Annotated in this window: 17 protein-coding genes; 8 read left to right on the top strand and 9 right to left on the bottom strand. The window is 58.2% G+C overall.

Annotation, left to right across the window (positions count from 1 at the left end; all coding sequences use genetic code 11):
- The first annotated feature begins 180 nt into the window (after positions 1 to 180).
- The 5 genes from FQ187_RS09545 to FQ187_RS09525 all read left to right on the top strand — a co-directional run bounded on the left by FQ187_RS09545 (position 181) and on the right by FQ187_RS09525 (position 2890).
- Positions 181 to 897, top strand: coding sequence for an FKBP-type peptidyl-prolyl cis-trans isomerase (locus FQ187_RS09545; protein ID WP_149629270.1), 717 nt, complete (start codon positions 181 to 183; stop codon positions 895 to 897).
- A 294-nt stretch (positions 898 to 1191) separates the two neighbouring features.
- A complete protein-coding gene (locus tag FQ187_RS09540; RefSeq protein WP_149629269.1) occupies positions 1192 to 1647 on the top strand; it encodes a YkvA family protein in 456 nt (151 codons plus the stop codon).
- A 113-nt stretch (positions 1648 to 1760) separates the two neighbouring features.
- Complete coding sequence (locus FQ187_RS09535) at positions 1761 to 2102, top strand: helix-turn-helix domain-containing protein (RefSeq protein ID WP_149629268.1); 342 nt, start codon at positions 1761 to 1763, stop codon at positions 2100 to 2102.
- The gene (locus tag FQ187_RS09530; protein ID WP_046049139.1) at positions 2099 to 2470 is read left to right on the top strand and encodes a hypothetical protein; all 372 of its coding nucleotides are present in this window, start codon (positions 2099 to 2101) and stop codon (positions 2468 to 2470) included. Before FQ187_RS09535 ends, FQ187_RS09530 begins: the two co-directional genes overlap by 4 nt.
- Entirely contained in the window at positions 2471 to 2890 is a 420-nt protein-coding gene (locus tag FQ187_RS09525; protein WP_149629267.1) for a sel1 repeat family protein, read from the top strand. It abuts the gene before it with no gap.
- Positions 2891 to 3016: 126 nt separating this feature from the next.
- On the opposite strand, the gene FQ187_RS09520 is transcribed toward FQ187_RS09525, so the two are convergent.
- Together FQ187_RS09520 and FQ187_RS09515 are read right to left on the bottom strand one after the other, a co-directional pair.
- Positions 3017 to 4807 (bottom strand): bifunctional diguanylate cyclase/phosphodiesterase, encoded by a 1791-nt coding sequence (locus FQ187_RS09520; RefSeq protein ID WP_149629266.1) that lies wholly within the window; start codon positions 4805 to 4807, stop codon positions 3017 to 3019.
- A gap of 147 nt (positions 4808 to 4954) precedes the next feature.
- Entirely contained in the window at positions 4955 to 7036 is a 2082-nt protein-coding gene (locus FQ187_RS09515) for a carboxy terminal-processing peptidase (RefSeq protein ID WP_178122694.1), read from the bottom strand.
- Positions 7037 to 7176: 140 nt separating this feature from the next.
- Between FQ187_RS09515 and FQ187_RS09510 the strand changes: the two genes are divergently transcribed.
- Positions 7177 to 8139, top strand: coding sequence for a zinc-binding dehydrogenase (locus FQ187_RS09510; RefSeq protein WP_149629264.1), 963 nt, complete (start codon positions 7177 to 7179; stop codon positions 8137 to 8139).
- A 43-nt stretch (positions 8140 to 8182) separates the two neighbouring features.
- Here the strand turns inward: FQ187_RS09510 and FQ187_RS09505 are convergent, their stop codons facing one another.
- From FQ187_RS09505 to FQ187_RS09480, 6 genes are all read right to left on the bottom strand, one after another.
- Positions 8183 to 8836 (bottom strand): HAD family phosphatase, encoded by a 654-nt coding sequence (locus FQ187_RS09505; protein ID WP_149629263.1) that lies wholly within the window; start codon positions 8834 to 8836, stop codon positions 8183 to 8185.
- A gap of 34 nt (positions 8837 to 8870) precedes the next feature.
- On the bottom strand, positions 8871 to 9860 hold the full coding sequence (locus FQ187_RS09500) for an ABC transporter ATP-binding protein (RefSeq protein WP_149629262.1): 990 nt from the start codon (positions 9858 to 9860) through the stop codon (positions 8871 to 8873).
- On the bottom strand, positions 9857 to 10657 hold the full coding sequence (locus FQ187_RS09495) for an ABC transporter permease (protein ID WP_129437349.1): 801 nt from the start codon (positions 10655 to 10657) through the stop codon (positions 9857 to 9859). The genes FQ187_RS09500 and FQ187_RS09495 overlap by 4 nt, the downstream gene beginning before the upstream one ends.
- Positions 10644 to 11480 (bottom strand): ABC transporter permease subunit, encoded by an 837-nt coding sequence (locus FQ187_RS09490; RefSeq protein ID WP_178122698.1) that lies wholly within the window; start codon positions 11478 to 11480, stop codon positions 10644 to 10646. The genes FQ187_RS09495 and FQ187_RS09490 overlap by 14 nt, the downstream gene beginning before the upstream one ends.
- Before the next feature lie 5 nt (positions 11481 to 11485).
- A complete protein-coding gene (locus FQ187_RS09485; RefSeq protein ID WP_149629260.1) occupies positions 11486 to 12292 on the bottom strand; it encodes an alkaline phosphatase family protein in 807 nt (268 codons plus the stop codon).
- A gap of 136 nt (positions 12293 to 12428) precedes the next feature.
- Positions 12429 to 13499: an ABC transporter substrate-binding protein gene (locus FQ187_RS09480; RefSeq protein ID WP_129437345.1), complete on the bottom strand. Its 1071-nt coding sequence runs from the start codon at positions 13497 to 13499 to the stop codon at positions 12429 to 12431.
- Positions 13500 to 13848: 349 nt separating this feature from the next.
- On the opposite strand from FQ187_RS09480, the gene FQ187_RS09475 reads away from it, so the two are divergent.
- Entirely contained in the window at positions 13849 to 14562 is a 714-nt protein-coding gene (locus FQ187_RS09475) for a UTRA domain-containing protein (protein WP_134419128.1), read from the top strand.
- 32 nt (positions 14563 to 14594) lie between these two features.
- On the opposite strand, the gene FQ187_RS09470 is transcribed toward FQ187_RS09475, so the two are convergent.
- A complete protein-coding gene (locus FQ187_RS09470; RefSeq protein ID WP_149629259.1) occupies positions 14595 to 15362 on the bottom strand; it encodes a class III extradiol ring-cleavage dioxygenase in 768 nt (255 codons plus the stop codon).
- A gap of 103 nt (positions 15363 to 15465) precedes the next feature.
- Here FQ187_RS09470 and FQ187_RS09465 point away from each other — a divergent pair, with 103 nt between their 5' ends.
- Positions 15466 to 16119: a thiopurine S-methyltransferase gene (locus FQ187_RS09465; protein ID WP_149629258.1), complete on the top strand. Its 654-nt coding sequence runs from the start codon at positions 15466 to 15468 to the stop codon at positions 16117 to 16119.
- Positions 16120 to 16162: the final 43 nt, after the last annotated feature.

Below are 16162 nucleotides of genomic sequence, written 5' to 3'. Positions count from 1 at the left end.
CTATCGGTCTCTGTGAGCGCAAGATGACAGATGCTTCATCAGCCCATTCCCGAAATGCGTTAAAACACCTGAACTTATCAGAGGTTTCCTGCTCTCATGCCGGTAGCCATTGGTCGTGGCCGCCTGATAAGCTCGCGGCTTTATTCGATTGCCCTTTAGGCGCATGAACAAGGAAATAGCATGAAACAGCATCGGTTGGCGGCGGCGGTGGCCCTGGTTAGCCTGGTACTTGCGGGTTGTGATTCGCAGACCAGCGTAGAGCTGAAAACCCCGGCGCAAAAAGCTTCCTACGGGATTGGCCTGAACATGGGCAAGAGCCTGGCTCAGGAAGGCATGGATGATCTGGACTCCAAAGCCGTAGCCCAAGGCATCGAAGATGCCGTCGGCAAGAAAGAACAGAAGCTGAAGGATGACGAACTGGTCGAAGCCTTCGCAGCACTGCAAAAGCGTGCTGAAGAGCGTATGGCCAAAATGAGCGAAGAGTCGGCAACCGCCGGCAAAAAATTCCTCGAAGACAACGCCAAGAAAGCCGGTGTAACCACCACCGCTTCGGGCCTGCAGTATGAAGTGGTCAAGAAAGCCGATGGCGCACAGCCTAAGCCGACCGACGTAGTGACCGTTCACTACACCGGCACCCTGACCAACGGCACCGTTTTCGACAGTTCCGTCGAGCGTGGTAGCCCGATCGATCTGCCGGTCAGCGGTGTGATTCCGGGTTGGGTCGAAGGTCTGCAACTGATGCACGTTGGCGAGAAGTACAAACTGTACATCCCTAGCGAACTGGCTTACGGGGCCCAAAGCCCGAGCCCGGCGATTCCAGCCAACTCGGTGCTGGTATTCGACCTGGAACTGCTGGCAATCAAGGATCCAGCAAAACAAGACGCCGCTACCAAGTAATCAGCGTCTGCTCTAAAAACAACGCCCCGCTTGTGCGGGGCGTTGTTGCATCTGGCGTTCAGCGAAGGTAAACAAAGCGAACGGATGCTGTAGGCTGGAGTCATAGCCATTGAGGGCGCCCGCACTAGCCGCGCCAGAGCGCCAAGTCAATGAAATCTTGGGTTTTTTTATGTGAGTAAAAAACGCCCGATCTGAGTTAAGCCCTTATGAAACGGGGCTTTCAGCCGTGAAAAGCAGCTCTGTTCACAAGGTTATCCACAATTTGTGTGGATAACATTTCAGTGGGAGGAAATGATGAAAACACCCTGGAGTTTCGCTCGTTTCCTGCCTCTGGCCGGACGCCTGCTGGCGCGTGGACGTTTGCCGACCTTACTCTTCGCGGTGGCCAGCAAAGGAGCCAGCCAGGGTAACCGGCTGGGCAAGCTCAAGGATGATCTGCGTCTGTTGCAGGCACTCTGTCTGGCGTATTGGCGCGGTGAGTATCGGGCCATCAGCCCCAAAGCGCTGATATCGGTGGTGGCAGGCCTGATGTACTTCCTCAGTCCGGTGGATGCCATTCCTGACTTCATTCCAGTGTTCGGCATGCTCGATGACATCGCGGTGCTGGCCTGGCTGATGAAAGTCCTCGACGATGAACTCAACGCCTTCCGCGCCTGGCGCAAGCGTCAGTTGCCAGAAAAGCTTGCAGTGGTCGAACGCCTGCCCGATACCCCGGAACTACTTCAACTTCAGGGTCCGAAAAAAAACTGAACTGATTCAGTCTCATCCATAGATTGATACCCCCGCGACCTTGGCCGCTGTTAGGATTACACTTCTAGGGAAAAGTGCCGACTCGCTAAGTGTTGTTGTCCTACGGGGTAGTCATGGATATTCAGATAATTACACGCGAAGGAGAGCCCGAGTATGCAGTTCTGCCATGGGCTCAGTATCAGGCTCTACTAAAAGCAGCAGGCATCAATGAACAACCGCCGCGGGTCGCCCCAGAGCGTCACGCAGCAACACCAGACCAGATTCTTCCGGGTCTGGATCAACTACGCAGTTTGCGCGAAGGGAAGGGCATCGCCATTGAGGCGTTGGCCCGCACGGTAGGCATCAGCCCGTCTTATCTGGCCTTGATCGAAAGTGGCGAGCGTCAACCCGACGCTGCGATTCGCCGCAGCCTGGCCTGGGAATTGACGGTGCCTGGGTGGAGGGATGAATCGTGAGCGTACGCATCAGTCGTCAACATTGGGACGGGTTGCTGGGTGAACTGGATCAGGCGCGCCGTCAGCGACATCTTTTGACATACCGGGCGTTGCTCGAACGTTTGCAACTTCCCACACCGGCCATGCTAACCCTGACGGCGGCCCTGGAGCATCTGGCCGCGCTGGACGCCAAGGCCGAGCAGCCGCTGCGCAGCTCACTGGTGATCAGCCAGGGCGCCAGTCGCCTGCCGCGTACTGGGTTCTTTGAATGTGTCGAGCGTCTGGGACGTTTCTCCGGGCCGTCCGATGGTGTTGCCGCAGCGTCCTGGCATGCCTCGGAAGTGGTACGGGTGTTCGAATACGAGTACCCGGAATCGGCGGAGGCCTGAGTGTTTTTAAGAATCAATGCACGGGCCAGCTACTGGCTGGCTCGCCGCTTGTTTCACTGGTCATGGTTTGTGCGCCAACCGCGTGGCTGGAGCTGGCTCGAAGGCCAGTTCGCACGCATGGCTAACCTGGGTGATGTTGGCGCCCAGAGCTTCTACGGCCACATCCTGACCTTTCGCGGCGTCGGCCTTGGAGCTCGCGAAGAGGGAGTGCGGTTGCTGCGTCTGGCGGCGTTGGCGGGGGATGGCAAGGCGGCGTATCAAGTTGGCGTGATCAGTATCGCCGGAACACCGAGCAAGGCGCCGGATGCGGTTGAAGCTGCGCGGTTTTGGGAGATTGCTGCGAAGGCTGGGCATCCGCTGGCCGAGCTTAAACTGAAAGAGTTGGCGTCTCGCGGTTCCGAGGCACCGCCCTCAATCTGAGTTGGCAGAACCGGCGTCATCGCGAGCAGGCTCGCTCACACACTGGATCTGTTGCGGGCACACAATTGGCGTGACTCAACGTAACCCCCTGTGGGAGCGAGCCTGCTCGCGATAGCGTCAGTTCTATCAACGATGCCCTATGAACAACTCCTCGTGCTGCCCCGGCACCGCCAGACTATCGATCACATGCACGCTATACCCCGGCACATTCTTCGCGTGATGCTTGGCCTGCGATGCCATCTCCGCCAACTGGCTTGCATCGAGTTGTCCACAGGCCTGTGGATGTAAATGCACCACGCCGATCGACAGTGACAGCAATGCAAACTCCTGGCGCACACCCTGGCGGTTTGGGGCGATGAAGCAGCCGGCTTCCAGGTGTTCGCTGCGATAAAAGCGTCGGCATTGGCTCTGGAAGTCATCCAGCAGCTGGTTCAAGCGTTTGCGCCAGTCTTCCGGGCTGAGTACCAGCAGGAAGTCATCGCCGCCGATATGGCCGACAAAGTCGCGGGAAGGGTCGACGCGATCATTCAGGCATTGCGCCAGGCACAGCAGGACTTCGTCCCCACGGCCGTAGCCGTAGATGTCGTTGAAGGGTTTGAAACTGTCAATGTCGACGTAGCAGATCACCGACTCCCGTTGCTGTTGCAGTAGCCGCGTTAGGCATTGCTGGATCGGCACGTTGCCCGGCAGCAGGGTCAGCGGGTTGGCGTAACGGGCTTGCTGGATCTTCAGTTCGGTAATCAGTTTGAGTACGTCGATCACTCGGCCCAGTCCCAGGTAACCGCTGTTGAGGGTGATGATGAAGTCTTCTTCGATGCGCTGCCGCGCGCGGCTGGTGATCAGGCGACTCACTTGTTGCAACGACTGGCTCATCTCAACGGCGAGGAAGTCATCACTCATTAAACGGCTGATCGGCTTGCGGGCGAACAGGTCGGTGGCAAAAGGCTTGAGCAGTGCATCGGAGAGCGAATGCCGGTGGACGATGCCGCAGGGCTGACCTTGCCCGTCGAGCACCGCCAGGGAGTTCAGGTTGGCCTGGCGGCGAAAGGCTTCCAGGACGGTGGCGGTCGGGGTATCGCGACCCACTGCCGGTTGTTCGTTGAGCAAAGCGCTAAGGTCGCTGACTTCATCATTTAACGCCACCGCTGTGCTTTCCCGTTTGGGCATCAGGGCTCGGGCATCACGAGGTGGATGTTCCTGGGGGCGGCAGAGCAGATAACCCTGAACCAGATCCACGCCCATCTCGGTCAGCACCGCGAGTTCTTCCGGCAGCTCGATACCTTCAGCGATCACTTGCGCCCGTGAGGCTTTGGCAATTTGCAGGATCGAGCCGACGAATTCGCGCTTGAGGGCGTCCTGGTGAATGCCGTCGATGAAGTGCCGATCAATCTTCACGTAGTCCGGACGCAATTCAGACCATAGCCGCAAACTCGAATAGCCTGCGCCCAGATCATCCAGAGCAATGGAAAATCCCATCGCTCGATAGTGATGCAGCGCGGCTTGCAGCAGCTCGAAATCGTCGGTCGGGGTCTGTTCAGTCAGTTCGATCACCACCTGACTCGGCGGTATGCCGAAATCCTGCAGCAGTTGCAGGGTGCGCCCGGGTTGGTGGGCGGCTTCGAGCAGGGATTCAGGGGAAACGTTGAGGAACAGCTTGCCGGGGAGTTGCTGATCATTGAAGCGTCGGCAGGCGCTTTGACGGCAAGCGATTTCCAGCTCGCTCAGGCGGCCGGCCTGACGGGCGACGGCGAACAGTGCGAGGGGGGAGTGCAGCGGACTGTTGGAGGGGCCCCGACTGAGGGCTTCGTAACCGAGAATGCGTCGCTCAGAGAGGGAAATGATCGGCTGGAACAAACTGTGCAAACCGCTTTGAGCCAGTATGGAACTCAAGGCACTCAGCTGTTCTATGGTGGTCATGGCTTTCTCTGGCGATAAAAAAGGACTGGGAGCACTCTCTTGGATAAAGAGGGCTCCCAGTCCTTTATTTCACGACAGAATGATGACTGTTTGATGACGCCCCGGAGAGCGTCAGCATTAAATTGCCATCATCTTGCCTGTAACAACTTAGTGCTTGGCTACCGCGGTATTGAGTTTCAGGTAATCCAACAGAATCCGCCCGGTCTCGCTCAGGTAGGCATCGTCTTCTGGTTTGGTCTTGTCTGGCTCGGCCGCGATCGCGTCTTCGTCTTCTTTCTTCAGCTCTTTGAGCGGCTCTTCGCCCTTGGCCTTGCGACGGATGTTTTCCATGGCAAGTTGCTTGGCTTCGATGTCGGTATGTTGCTTGCGACGATCGGCTTCGTTGAGGCTGACGGTTTTTTCTTCCATGAGCTTCTGGGCCAGGGCTAACTTGTCGCGGATAAACACGAACTCGGCGTCTTTGGCCGAGCGCACGTCATGCTCGGACTTGAGCTGCGCGATGTACGGTTTGAACGGGTCGACCGCAGGCTTGATGGCCGCACGGATGGTGTCCCACGGCATGGCTTCCGGCAAGGCGCTTTCGCCGATTTCCTTGGTGTCGATGATCGACGGGTAATCAATGTCCGGCAGTACGCCCTGATGCTGGGTGCTCTGGCCGGAAACCCGGTAGAACTTGGCCAGGGTCAGTTTCAGTTCGCCATGGTTCAGCGGCTGAATGGTCTGCACGGTGCCTTTACCGAAGGTCTGTCCGCCGATGATCAACGCGCGGTGATAGTCCTGCATGGCGCCGGCAAAAATCTCCGAAGCCGAGGCAGACAAGCGGTTGACCAGCAACGCCATCGGCCCTTTGTAGAAGGCCCCCGGGTTCTCATCTTCCAGCACATCGACCCGGCCATCGGCATTACGCACGAGAACGGTCGGACCTTTGTCGATGAACAGACTGGTCAGCTCGGTGGCTTCCTGCAGGGAACCGCCGCCGTTGTTGCGCAGGTCGATGACCACGCCGTCGACCTTGTCTTTCTGCAACTCGGTCAGCAGTTTCTTGACGTCGCGAGTGGTGCTCTTGTAGTTCGGATCGCCAGCACGGAAAGCCTTGAAGTCCAGGTAGAAGGCCGGGATCTCGATGACGCCGAGCTTGTAGTCCTTGCCGTCCTGTTTCAGGTTGAGGACCGACTTCTTCACCGCCTGGTCTTCAAGCTTCACCGCTTCGCGGGTGATCGGGACGATCTTGCTGGTCTGGTCATTCGGCGCATTGCTGGCCGGGATCACTTCCAGGCGCACCACGGTGCCTTTCGGCCCACGGATCAACTTGACCACTTCGTCCAGGCGCCAGCCGACCACGTCGACCATTTCTTTATTGCCCTGGGCAACGCCGATGATCTTGTCGGCCGGTGCGACTTGTTTGGTCTTGTCGGCCGGGCCGGCAGGCACCAGACGCACGACTTTCACCTGGTCGTTGTCGCTCTGCAACACGGCGCCAATGCCCTCGAGGGACAGGCTCATGTTGATGTCGAAGTTTTCCGCGTTATCCGGCGACAGATAGTTGGTGTGCGGGTCGTAGGACATGGCGAAGGTATTGATGTACGCCTGGAAGATGTCTTCCGGGCGGGTCTGGTCCAGGCGCGCCATTTGATTCTTGTAACGCTTGGTCAGGGTTTCCTGAATCTGCTTGGAGTCCTTGCCCGCGATCTTCTGACGCAGCACTTCGTCCTTGACGCGTTTGCGCCACAAGTCGTCGAGTTCTGCGGTGGACTTGAGCCAAGGGGCGTCCTTGCGATCGATCAGCAAGGTTTCCTTGGCGGTGAAGTCGATCTTGTCGACGCCTTTGTTCAACTCGGCAAGGGCGAAGTCCAGACGCGCTTTGACGCGGTCCAGGTAGCGCTTGTAGATGGTAAACCCGGCATTCAGGTCGCCGCTTTTGAGGAAGTCGTCAAACTGGGTTTTCCACTTGTCGAATTCGGCAATGTCGCTGGCCATGAAGTAGCTGCGCGACGGGTCCAGCAGCTTGAGATAGCTGTCATAGATGATCACGGAGCGCGCGTCATCGAGCGGCGGCTTGCTGTAGTGATGGCGCTTGAGCAACTCGACGACGTTCAGGCTGGCGATCACTTCGTCACGATCAGGCTGAAGCTTGTCCCAGCTATTGGCTGCAAACGAATTGGTCGACATCGGCAACAGGCCGATACCAATGAATAGGGCTAGGGCGGTGCTGGGGAAAAAATGCTTCATGCTGATTCGACGCGGGGACAATTGATCACGCATATTAGGCCGTCTTTGAAGTCGCCGGTTCCACAAAGGGCCGGTCAAAAAATGCAAGAAAGCCCGGCGCTACAGCAACGGGCTCAGTCCAGACTCACTATGGAGGCACTGTGAAAGCATTGCAAGGCGTTGAAGGTCAAGTGGAGTGGGTGGAAGAGCCCAGTCCTACATGTGATGTAGGACAAGTTCGGATTCGAGTGGCGGCTGCGGGTCTCAATCGCGCCGATTTGTTACAGAAGGCGGGTCTTTATCCGCCACCGCCGGGAGCCAGTCAGGTACTGGGTCTTGAGTGTTCGGGGGTGATCAGCGAGGTGGGGCCGGGCTCGTCCTGGCAAGTCGGGGATCGAGTCTGCGCCTTGCTGGCCGGGGGCGGGATGGCCGAGGAGGTAGTTGTCGACGGACGGCATGTGTTGCCGGTTCCCGAAGGTTTGTCCCTGGCAGAGGCGGCAGCGCTGCCAGAAGTGTATGCGACCGTTTGGCTGAATTTGTTTCAACTGGCTGCGCTCAAGCCGGGTGAGAAAGTTCTTCTGCACGCCGGAGCAAGTGGAATCGGTTCAGCTGCCATTCAGCTGTGCAAGGCGTTTGGTAACCCGTGTTGGGTCAGCGTCGGCTCCGCCGAGCGTCTGGCTTACTGCGAAGCGCTGGGGGCGCAAGGCGGGGTCGTGCGCAACGGGGATCTGGACAGCTTGAGCGACCTGGGGCCGTTCGATGTGATTCTCGACCCGGTGGGTGGCAACTACGCCGCGTTGAATCTGAAACTGCTGGCGCGCGATGGTCGTTGGGTGCTGATCGGCCTGATGGGCGGTCGTGAGGCGCAGCTGGATCTGGCGCAGGTACTGGCCAAGCGCGTGCAACTGCTGGGTTCAACCTTGCGCAGTCGCGACGAACAGTTCAAGGCGGATCTGTTCAGCGATCTCAGCCAACATGTCTGGCCGCTGTTTGCCGAAGGGCGTTTGAGCCCGCAATTGGCCAAGACCTTCCCGATCAAGGATGCCGAAGCGGCGTTTGCGGAGTTGGCGACTAATAAGGTGTCGGGGAAGTTGGTGTTGCTGATCAACGAAAGCCTGATGTAAATCACTGTGGGAGCGAGCAAGCTCGCTCCCACAGGGGGATGGGCTACTTCCAGATATGGATCGGCCAGCCGGCTTTTTCTGCGTGCTCAAGCAGCACCGGATCCGGGTTTACCACGTGTGGGAAATCTACTTTCAGCAGCAACGGCAAATCATTACGTGAGTCGGAGTAGAAACTCGCGCCTTCCAGGTTTTCCTCTTCCGCATCCAGCCACTCCAGCAAACGAGTGATCTTGCCTTCGCGGTAGGTCAGCGTGCCAACAGTGTTGCCGCTATACACCCCATGTGCCACTTCCAGCTCGATGCCGAGAATCTCGTCAATGCCCAAACGATCGGCAATCGGTCTGACCAGGTGCGTGCCCGATGCCGAAATCACCAAAATCCGGTCGCCGGCCTTGCGATGGCCGGCAATCGCTTTGGTGGCGTCACTGAAAATGATCGGCTCGATGAAGTCTTCCACCCAAGGCCCTACCAAATCATCGACCTCTTCCGGTGTGCGCCCGATCATCGGCTCCAGACTGAAGGCCATGTACTCCTCCATGCGCAGTTTGCCGTGGCTGTAGGCGTCCATCAGTTCGTTGTTCTGACGCATGAACGACTCGGGATCGACCCAACCCAGGCGGCCCATTTGCTCGCTCCAGAGGGTGGCGCAGTCGCCGTGGATCAAGGTTTCGTCCAGATCAAAAATTGCCAGGGCCATCAGTGCGATTCTCTCTTCAACATCAGCAAAGTCATCAGGCTACCTCACACAGGGCCGTCGGATCGATGGAAAGCGCCAGACGCTGACCATCGGGATGCAGATCGGCCGCCGAGCGGTTCAGCACATCCACCACCAACTCCACGCCCCGGGCTTCGACCCGGTAGCGAATCACGTTGCCCAACAGGCTGTGGCTGCGGATTTGCGCGTCGAGTTCGCCGTTGAGGCTCAGCTCGATGGCTTCCGGGCGAATCGCGACCCGGTGGGTAATCGGTCGCTGCAGCAGTTTTGTGGCGCTGTCGGCGTCCAGCAAGTTGTAGTTGCCGATGAAACCTGCGGCAAAGAAGTCGATAGGGGCAGTGTAAAGGGTCTGGGCGTCACCGCTTTGTACGATCTTTCCCTGATTCATCAAGAAAATCCGGTCGGACATGGTCAGGGCTTCTTCCTGATCGTGAGTGACGAAGATCGTGGTCAAGCCGAGTTCACGCTGGATCTGACGGATCTGTTCGCGCAAGTGCTTGCGAATCCGCGCATCGAGGGCCGACAGCGGTTCATCCAGCAACAACAGGCGTGGCCGTGTCACCAACGAGCGGGCGAGGGCGACTCGCTGGCATTGGCCGCCGGACAGTTGATGCGGATAACGCGCGGCGAAGTCGGTGAGTTCCACCAGTTTCAGTACTTCGGCAACACGCTTATGGCTGTCGTCGGCGTTGACCTTTTGCATGCGCAAACCAAAGGCGACGTTCTGCTCCACGGTCATGTTGGGGAACAGCGCGTAACTCTGGAACACCATGCCGATCCCGCGCTTTTGCGGGCTCAACGGCACGAGGTCCTGGCCATCAAGCAGGATTTTGCCGCCATCCACCGAGGTCAGCCCGGCGATGCAGCGTAGCAGTGTGGACTTGCCGCAACCGGACGGGCCGAGGAGGGTGACGAACTCACCCTTCTGGATTTCACAGTTGATGTCGCTGAACACTGCCGTGCCCGCGTAGCTTTTCTGTAGGTGTTGGACGCTGACGAAGCTCATTGGCTTTTGTCCTTGTTCAAAATATTGGCAGCCCAGGTCAGAACCAGCACAAAGAAGAAATAGGAAATCACCAGCGCACTGGTGAAGTGGCCGCTGCTGTTGCGCATGTTGTTGAGGTAGACCTGCAGGGTTTCGTAGCGGGTCCCGACGAGGATGTTGGCGAACACGAACTCACCGAACAGGAACGAAAACGACAGCAGCAACGCCACCATCAAACCTTTGCGCAGGTTTGGCAGCACCACCAGGAACGCCGCTTGCCAGGTGCTGGCACCGAGCAGTTGGGCGGAGTCCATCAGGTCGCGCAGGTTGATCGCTTGCAGGTTGTTGGTGATCGCCCGGTACATGAACGGCAGCGCCACGGTGAAGTAGCAACCGACGAGAATCCACGGCGTCCCGACCATCGCGAACGGCCCGGAGCCGTAAAGCTGCAACAGCCCCACCGACGACACCACCGGCGGCACCGCGAAGGGCAGCAGGATCAGGATGTTCATCAGCGCATCGAGTTTCGGGAAGTGGTAATGCACCACAAACAGCAACGGCAGAATCAGCACCACCGACAGAATCAGCGAGCCGACGCAGACCAGCAGCGATTGGCCGAACGAATGGAGAAACCGCGGATCGCTCCACAGCTCCACGTACCATTTAACGGTGAAGCCGCTGGGCAGAATGGTCGCCGACCAACTGCTGGCGATCGAGTAGATCAGCGTCCCGAGCAACGGCAGCAACAGTATGGCGAACAGTAAATACACCACCACCCGGTGGTAGATGCCGACGGGGCCCAGTTCAGCGCGAGACATGGTAGCTCCTCTTCAACAGCAACTGATGCACGATGGTCACCAGGGTCATCAACGCCACCAGCACTACAGCCAAGGCACTGGCCAGGTTCGGGTCCAGGGAAATGTCGCCGGAAACCATCGCCGCGATGCGGATTGTCAGCACGTTGAAGTTGCCGGTGGTCAGGGCGTACACCGTGGCGTAGGCGCCCAGGGCGTTGGCCAGCAGGATCACGAAGGTGCCGAGCAGCGCCGGGGTCAGCACTGGCAAACCGATGTACCGCCAGAACTGCCAGCCATTGGCGCCGAGCAGCGCGGCGGATTCACGCCAGTCTTCGCGCAGGGCATCAAAGGCCGGGTAGAGCAGCAGTACGCCCAGCGGAATCTGAAAGTAGGTGTAGAGAATGATCAGCCCGGTTTTCGAATACAGGTTGAAGTCCTGAATGATCCCGGCCTGCTTGAGCATGATGGTGAAGCTGCCGTTGAAGCCCAGCAGGATGATGAACGCGAAGGCCAAAGGCACGCCGGCAAAGTTGCTGGTCATGTTGGCGAAGGCGTTGACGAAGTTGCGCAGTTTCGAGTCGACCCGGCGCAGGGAGTAGGCGCCGAGCACCGCGATGATGATCCCGAACACGCTGGACCAGAAACTGATCTCGAGGCTGAACTGGATCGCCTGCAGATAGAATTTCGAATTGAAGATCCTGGTGAAGTTGGCGATGCCCCAGCCGAACTCTTCCGATTGCAGGCTGTTGATCATCACCCAGGACAGCGGGGCGATCTGGAACACGATAAAGAACAATGCGAAAGGCACCAGGCACAAGGCTGCCAGCCATTTGCTGCGCGTCATGGTGTTCACTTGAGCAGCTCCCGGCACACAGGTTTGTCGTGGGCCACACCCAGCAGTTCGCAGACGGTGCCGCAGATTTCAGTCTGTTTCGGTGCGGCGTTGGCATTGAAGCTGAAGGCATCGCCGAGGACAAACAGCGGCACCTCGCGTTCTTCCGGCAGCAGGCCGTTGTGGGAGCGGTCGTTGTTCATGCCATGGTCGGCGGTCACCAGCACCTGATACCCGGCGTCGAGCCAGGTTTGCAGATAGTCGGCCAGAATAATGTCGGCTGAGCGGGCGCTGTTGCGGTATTGCGGGGTGTCGAGACCGTGCTTGTGTCCGGCGTCGTCAATGTTCATGGGGTGGACCAGTAAAAAGTTCGGCGCATGACGCAGGCGCAGGTTTTCGGCGTCGGCGAACAGGTGCGAGTCCGGGTAGTGATCGCTCCAGTAGAAATGACCGTGCTGGATTGGCAGGTCCGGGTCGTCGGTGTGACGATCCCGCGCGGCAATAAACGGCGAACGGTTATACAGCTCGCTGACCCAGTGATAGGCCGCGGCGGCGGTTACAAGGCCGGCATCGCGGGCGTAGTGATAGATGCTGCGCTGGTTGGACAGGCGCGAGACGTTGTTGTGGACGATGCCACTGTCGATCGGCGTGACGCCGGTCAGGATGCACTCGTAAAGCGGTCGGGACAGCGCCGGCAGTTCGCACTCCAGTTTGTAGAGCGCCGCGCGTCCTGCGCCAACGTAAGCCTGCAGGTGCCCCATGGCGTGACGGGCGACCTCGTAATTGAGGCCGTCGAGCACGACAAGGATGACGTTGTGCTTCATAAGGGCTGGAACTCCGAAAAGCGAAACTGGATCTGATCGTCGTAGGAGCTGGCGGAGCCTGCGATCTTTTTGCTTTCACTTGAGTGTTGAGTGAAAGATCAAAAGATCGCAGCCTGCGGCAGCTCCTACGGATACATCATTGCTTCATATTGACGATGACTTCTTCCTGCCACTTCTGCGGAAGGGCTTTGGAGGTCTTTTCCCATGCGTCTGCGTCTTTGATCGGCGTGACCTTTTTGTACTGCTCGTTAGGCAGCAACTGGGCCTGAACCTCGGGCGGCAGAGTCAGATGCTCGGCGCGGATCGGACGGGCGTTACCGCGTGCCAGATTGGTTTGGCCGGCGTCGCTGAAGATGTATTCGCGGGCCAGTTTGGCGGCATTCGGGTGCTTGGCGTATTTGTTGATGATGGTGGTGTAACCGGAGATCACCGAGCCATCGGATGGAATCAGCACGGTGTAATCATCCGGGTTGACCATTTTGGCCTTGTAGCTCAGGCCGTTGAAATCCCAGACCACGCCGACTTCGATTTCACCCTTTTCCATGGTGGCAATTGTCGGGTTGGCCATCGACAGGCGGCCTTGCTTGGCGATCTCGGAAAACAGATCCAGCGCCGGCTGGAGGTTTTTCTCATTGCCGCCGTTGGCAAGCGCGGCAGCCAGAACGCCGTTGGCCGCTTGGGCCGCGGTGCTCACATCACCGATGGAAACTTTGTATTTGCCGTCCTTGAGGTCAGCCCATTTGGTCGGAGCGTCGGAGCCGTGCAGCAACTTTTTGTTGACGATGAACGCGATGGTGCCGGTGTAGGCGAGCGCCCAGTTGCCGTCCTTATCCTTTGCCCAGCTCGGGATCTGATCCCAGGTGCTTGGCTTGTAAGGTTGTACAACGCCTTGCTTCACCGAGATCGGACCGAACGCTGCACCGACATCACCGATATCGGCAGTGGCGTTGTCTTTTTCAGCGGCGAACTTGGCGATTTCCTGGGCCGAGCTCATGTCGGTGTCGATGTGTTTCAGGCCATAGTTCTTGGCCAGGTCATCCCAGGTGCCTTTCCAGTTGGCCCAGTTGTCGGGCATGCCGACACTATTGACCTCACCTTCCGCTTTCGCCGCGGCTTCCAGGGTTTTCAAATCGCTATCAGCCGCCATCGCGGCGGTGCACATGGCAATGGTCGAGCCTAACAGTGATGCCAGGAAAAGCTGTTTCATCCGAAGCTCCTTTGGGCGTTTTCAACGCTGCGATTGCGGTTGTGTTGGTCTAGGTCAGCAATACCTGAGCCAATTTAGGCGCCTTTGATGACATTTTCATGTCGACGACTGGTCGGCCTATATTTTTTGGGCTGCAATGCTCAGGCTTCGGAGTAAGCGTAGACCATGGCTAATAGGCTGATATAAAAGGACTTGGCCGTGAAATTGCAGGTGTCTGGATCAACCGTTCGGCGGCTTTGTCATCTGTCAGTCATGTGCAGTGCCTAGGCTTGTCGGGAGTTGAGGGAGCCGATTTGAATCGCGGTTCCGCCCCGAAACAGTGCTGGTCTAGTCCAGATAGGTAACGTTGATGCGCATCGAGACAACCAAAGCGGTGACAGCCATCGGACAGGTTCTGCAGGAACAGCTCGACCATGGCCTGTTGGCGCCCGGGAGCAAACTGCCGGCCGAGCGCAAGCTTAGTGAGTTGTTCGGGACCACGCGGATCACCGTGCGTGAAGCGTTGTTGCAACTGGAAGCCCAGGGGCAGATTTATCGGGAGGAGCGCCGTGGCTGGTTCGTGTCGCCACCGCGCCTGGCCTACAACCTGATGCAGCGCAGTCACTTTCACGCGATGGTCATTGCACAGGGGCGGGTGCCGTCCACCGAGGTGATTTCGGCGCGGTTGCAGCCGGCGTCGGTGGCGGTCTGTGCCTGGTTGCAGTTGCCGGCGTTGTCGAGCGTGATTCAGATTTGCCGGGCACGGCGGATTGATGAACGGCTGGTGTTATATGTGGAGCACTATTTGAATCCGCAGTTTTTTCCGGGGATTCTGGATTTCGATTTGAATCAGTCGATTACCGAGTTGTACGCGCGGCATTACGATTTGCACTACGGGCGGGTGCGTTTCGAGATTGTGCCGACGGCGTTGTCGGTGGATGCGGCGGCGGCTTTACGGGTGTCGGTGGGGAGCCCGGGGTTGCGCATCGCTCGGGTCAATTACGATCAGCATGAGCGGTTGATCGATTGTGATCTGGAGTTTTGGCGGCACGATGCGATTCATGTCGGGGTTGATGTGGTCTGAGCCTGGCCGCCACAAACTGTGAGCTCTTTGCGTTATCCGAAGCGATAAATGTCCATGCCCAAGGCCCCCATGGTGAAGCCCTTGTGCGTCACGCTGAAGTTGCCTCCGGCACCGCGGGCAAAATACAAAGGCAACAAATGTTCATCACTTGGATGGTTGCGCACGGCATTCGGTGCTTGATGACGGTAATCGTGCAACGCGGTTTCGTCGTTGGCAGCGAGTTTTTCGATCATCCAGTCACGAAATGCCTGGGCCCAAGGTTCGACGCTTTCTGTGCCGGCGTGCCAGTCCAGTTCGCGCAGGTTGTGGGTGATACTCCCGGAACCGATCAGCAGCACGCCGTGTTCGCGCAGACTGGACAGGGCATGACCGACGCGGGTCTGCAGGGCCGGGCCGCCGCGGGTGGGCAGCGAGACTTGCACCACCGGGATATCGGCTTGTGGGTACATCAATGACAAGGGCACCCACACACCATGGTCGAACGGCCGTTCGGCGTCGATGCGTGCGGGCAGGCCATCGCTCTTCAGCAGATCGACAACCTCTGCGGCCAATTGTGGATTGCCGGGCGCCGGGTATTGCACGTCGAACAACGCCTGCGGAAACCCGCCGAAGTCATGCCAGGTTTCAGGCTGGGGATTGCCGCTGACCAGCAACTCATTGCTTTCCCAGTGCGCAGAAACAATTACGATTGCTTTGGGTTTCGGCAATTCTGCGGCCAGGCGAGCGAGGGCGGGCCCGCTGGCGCCCGGTTCCAATGCCAACATGGGCGAACCATGGGATATGTACAGGCTGGGGAACATGAATGAGCTCCTGAGGGGTAAGATGGCATCATCTTCAGTCAGATCATTGATCTAAATCTAATATAAGTTTTAGGGTCTTTTGATCGAATTTTCGGGATTAATTATGCAGCCGGAGTTTTGGCACAAGCGGTGGACGTCGAATCAGATCGGCTTTCACCTGCCGGAAGTAAATCCATATCTGCAACGGTACTGGCCGCAGCTGGGCCTGGAAGAGGGCGCGCGCGTACTGGTGCCACTATGTGGGAAAAGCCTGGATCTGCTGTGGCTGGCGAAATGCGGCCATGAGGTGCTGGGCGTCGAGTTGTCGGAAAAAGCGGTGGAAGACTTTTTCCACGAGCATCAATTTGATCCGGACGTCAGCGACCAAGGCCCCTTCACTGTCTATCGGGCGGGCTCCATCGAGATCTGGTGTGGTGATTTCTTCGCGTTGACGGCCGGCGATGTCGCCGATTGCAGTGCGTTGTACGACCGCGCTGCGTTGATCGCCTTGCCACCGAAGATGCGGGCGGAATACGCCGAGCATCTGAAGCGGATTGTGCCGAAGGATTCGCTGGGGCTGCTGATTACCCTGGATTACGACCAGGCACAAATGGACGGTCCGCCGTTCGCGGTACTGGATGACGAAGTGCAACGGTTGTTCGGTGCTTCGTGGGAGTTGAAGATTCTGGAAGACCAGGACGTTCTGGGCGAGAGCTGGAAGTTCCTGGAAAGCGGTGTTACGCGGCTTGAAGAGCGGATTTATCGCTTGATGAGTTGATGGAACAGCAAGGTACAAAAAAGGGGCGATCAGATGATCGCCC

The organism is Pseudomonas sp. ANT_J28 (genome assembly GCF_008370005.1).
Taxonomy (GTDB): domain Bacteria; phylum Pseudomonadota; class Gammaproteobacteria; order Pseudomonadales; family Pseudomonadaceae; genus Aquipseudomonas; species Aquipseudomonas frigoris.
The sequence above is the reverse complement of the archived record's forward strand: the minus strand, read 5'-3'. Positions and strand labels throughout refer to the sequence as shown.